3 protein-coding genes are annotated in these 2,904 nt (G+C 66.2%); 1 reads left to right on the top strand and 2 read right to left on the bottom strand.

Annotation, left to right across the window (positions count from 1 at the left end):
* A partial coding sequence (locus ACFQS1_RS40275; protein ID WP_378978309.1) for a hypothetical protein occupies positions 1–1,192 on the bottom strand: 1,192 nt, incomplete at its 3' end.
* A 292-nt stretch (positions 1,193–1,484) separates the two neighbouring features.
* On the opposite strand from ACFQS1_RS40275, the gene ACFQS1_RS40270 reads away from it, so the two are divergent.
* The gene (locus tag ACFQS1_RS40270; RefSeq protein ID WP_378978307.1) at positions 1,485–2,042 is read left to right on the top strand and encodes a hypothetical protein; all 558 of its coding nucleotides are present in this window, start codon (positions 1,485–1,487) and stop codon (positions 2,040–2,042) included.
* Positions 2,043–2,347: 305 nt separating this feature from the next.
* Here ACFQS1_RS40270 and ACFQS1_RS40265 read toward each other — a convergent pair.
* A partial coding sequence (locus ACFQS1_RS40265; protein WP_378978305.1) for a DUF6650 family protein occupies positions 2,348–2,904 on the bottom strand: 557 nt, incomplete at its 5' end.

Raw genomic sequence — 2,904 nt, 5'->3', positions numbered from 1 at the left:
CCTCCAACACCCCCACCTCAACAACCTCGACCTGGGCATCCCCACCGACGACTAGACCCAACCCCAAGATCAGCATCTGGGCACGTTCACGCGTACTTACCTGGGCACATTCACCAGTACGCCGACAGCGGGTGTCGGGGTCTGCGGTGATGGTGTTCCACCGCTGCCGTAGCCATCCTTCGAGGCCCTGATCAAACAGGGCGATGCTGCCGACTCCGGCGGCCGCGAAGCCGCCGGCGATGCCCGCGATACCCAGCAGGCGGGCGTTGTCGACCAGCACCGCGGCACCGAGTCCGGCGACCACGACCCCGCCGGCGATGAACGCGATTCCGAGCAGACGATCGTTGTCGGCCAGCACCGCGGCACCGACCCCAGCTGCAGCGACCCCACCGGCGATGAGTGCGATGCCGAGCAGACGAGCGTTCTCGGCTAGAAGCGCGGCGCCGAGTCCGGCTGCCGCGACCCCGGCGGCGATGCCCGCGATGCCGAGCAGACGATTGTTGTCGGCCAGCACTGCGGCGCCGAGTCCGGCTGCCGCGACCCCGGCAGCGATGAGCGCGATGCCGCCCAGGCGGGAGTTGTCGGCGAGGAGCGCGGCGCCGAGTCCGGCGACCGCGACCCCGGCGGCGATGATCGCGATGACGAGCATACGAACATTGTCGGCCAGCACCGCGGCACCGAGCCCGGCCACCGCGAACCCGACGGTGATGAGCGCGCCGCCACCCAGGCGGGCGTTGTCGGCCAGCACCGTGGCACCGACTCCGGCGACCGCGACCCCGGCGGCGATGCCCGCGATGCCGAGCAGGAGTCTTATGCGGGTGTGGGGGCGGGCTGGGATGAGGACCGCGCCAGTGGTCAGCAGCCCGGCTGCGGCGACCTCCCATGACGCTGCGGGTGGTGTGCTGAACGCGGCGAGGCCGGCGGCGACGATTGCCGCCGCAAGGAGCGTGCGGGTGGCCGAGGTGACCAGCGCGGAGCGGGGCGGGTAGCGGCAGAGCCACAACGGGACAGCGAACACGAGGCCAGCAGCGGTGACGACGATAACGAAACGCCACCGGTAGTCGCCGGAAAGGATATTGACCGCCGCGTCCCCCACCGTGGTGCCCAGCAGCACCCCGACCAGCACCGCACGCCAGTCCCGGCGAGATCGCTGCTGTCCCGGGTGGCCGGAGAGACGCTCCTGTTCGGTCATCCCACCAGCATGCCTAACTGGTGCACACGGGACATCCTCGAAGCGGACAACCTCGGCTGCCACAGCAGCAACAACCATCACGTGATCGGATCTGGTCGAATACGCGCCGATCTACTGGCAGGCTCGCGTTTTCAACTAGCGCGAGTTCTACTTGTTCCAGCGCTGGTTCTTCGCGCTCAGTGATCGGATTCCGATCGGGTAAGAAGTCGGTGCCGCCTCGCGTTAGATCGATGGCGGAAGTGTGCCGCAGGCGCTCAGGGGATGCCTTGCCGATGTGCACGAGCATTTAGTCATGGGGATCACCGCCGCCGTCGTCTCTGCATTCGCCGCCTCTGCCGCAGCTGTGTTCGCTGCAGCCAATCTGATCTTGTCGGGTCGTCGCGAGCACACAAAGTGGGCGAGGGAGGCGTTGATCGAGATCGTTGCCTCCTACATAGACCTCAGCTTTGACAGCACCGATGTCGTCAAGCGAGCCCTGCGTGACAGCGCCCCTCGAAGTTGGCCGCCAGCCTCCGATGCCGCAGTTCGAGCCGACGCTAAGGAAAGCGAGCGCCAGATGCGGCGCCTCCAGTCTCGGCTCCGGCTTCTCGCAGGCCCGGAGGTGATCGACGCAGCCCAAAGGTTGCGGCTGGCCGTTCGGACTCACCACACGTTGTTGGACGTTGAGCATGCCGTCGCGATTGATCGCGATATAGAGATGCGGCGGGAGATTTGGTATCTCAGGCAAGTTTTCATAGACCGAGCGAAGGAGGCGCTGGCACTGCCCCGCTCGTGGCGAAAAGCCCCAAGAACCTTGCCTTCCGTAGCGGCGTTGAGTGGGCAGGCGGCTCCCGAGAGGACAGTGCCTTAGCGGGTACCAACTGTCGCGTCCGGCCGGAGGTTGCGAGCGACCGAGGCGCTGACCTGCGGCTCGCAAGATACGTCCCGGCAATGGCCACGCAAGTTCGCCCGACCGATCCTGCGATTTTCCGGAAGCAGCGGGATGCGATCGCGCCTGGCGCGACTGCAGCCGAAGCTTGTGGCACTGTCGAGAAAAGTGTTCGGCGGCTACGGCTGCTGCGCTGCAGACCCAGCACTGCTCCGCCGCGGACGCACATTGCGGACTCGCTGTCGGAGGGGTCCTACGACAGGCTCAACCGGCGGCTAGCAGCTCGACTAGAAGCCGGGCAGCCAGTCGATCGGGGAACCGTCGTCGTCGAGTGGAGGCGGCATCAGCGCCCGCAAGTCTGGTTCAACGTCCAGGTCGTAGGCCGCCACTACCAGAGTCAATTGCATGCCGAAAAGCGCCCGTAGCTCCCCCAGCGCCACGTCGAAGGGGTGGATGCCGATGCCACTTTCCTCCCGAAATACCCGTCCGTCGGGTCCGGCCTTCTCCAGGAAGGCACGGCAGCCAGTGCGCATCGCGCGCAAACTGGTGCCCAGACTCCGACCCACCGAGCGACCGGCAAGTTCGTTCGTCAGGAACTCCCGGATCGCCAGCACCGAGCGGATGCAGTGCACCGCGTCTTCCATGTCCCGATAGCTGTACAGAACGCGCCGATCTTCCAGGAACGTCACCACCCGACGAGCAACCTCCGCATCGCCGTCTAGTACGGCAGCCGCCATTAGCAGTCTGACCTGCTGGGATGTGGTGGGGGCGGTGTCCAACATGGACGCAGCCGCCTGTTGATCATGTGTTTGTGAGGACAACAAGATCAAAGGCGGCTGCTGCT

Origin of the sequence: Paractinoplanes rhizophilus (assembly GCF_042664765.1) — a bacterium.
Taxonomy (GTDB): Bacteria; Actinomycetota; Actinomycetes; order Mycobacteriales; family Micromonosporaceae; genus Actinoplanes; species Actinoplanes rhizophilus.
This window is presented reverse-complemented; position numbering and strand designations above follow the sequence as displayed.

What these genes read in the sequence shown, in the direction of transcription:
- ACFQS1_RS40270 (WP_378978307.1), top strand. Translation starts at nt 1,485, where the DNA reads ATGGGGATCACCGCCGCCGTCGTCTCTGCATTCGCCGCCTCTGCCGCA.